The 269-nt window shown below is 66.2% G+C and carries 1 protein-coding gene; it reads left to right on the top strand.

The window, feature by feature from the left end; translation table 11 throughout:
* Positions 1–23: 23 nt before the first annotated feature.
* Positions 24–269, top strand: a 246-nt coding sequence (locus ABGA94_RS07075) for a hypothetical protein (protein ID WP_375366825.1), incomplete at its 3' end; no start/stop codon positions are given.

Raw genomic sequence — 269 nt, 5'->3', positions numbered from 1 at the left:
CAAACAACAGGTACCCGGCCATCATGTCCTCCACGACCGCTCCCATCGAACGGCCTCGCATCTCGGCCTGCATTATCGCGTTCAACGAGGCCGGCCGCATCGGCGACTGCCTGGCCTCACTGGCCTTCTGCGATGAGATCCGCAAGGACGGCATCCGCCTCGATACCTTCCTGCCTGGGCTGATGCTGGCACCGCCGGTGCGCGTGCCGGGCACTGCAGTGTTCCTCACCGCCGACCCGACCGTGGCCCCGCATGCGCTGATGCACAAC

The sequence above is a fragment of the Stenotrophomonas sp. 3diitr2024 genome (genome assembly GCF_042136455.1).
Lineage (GTDB): Bacteria > Pseudomonadota > Gammaproteobacteria > Xanthomonadales > Xanthomonadaceae > Stenotrophomonas > Stenotrophomonas sepilia.
This window is presented reverse-complemented; position numbering and strand designations above follow the sequence as displayed.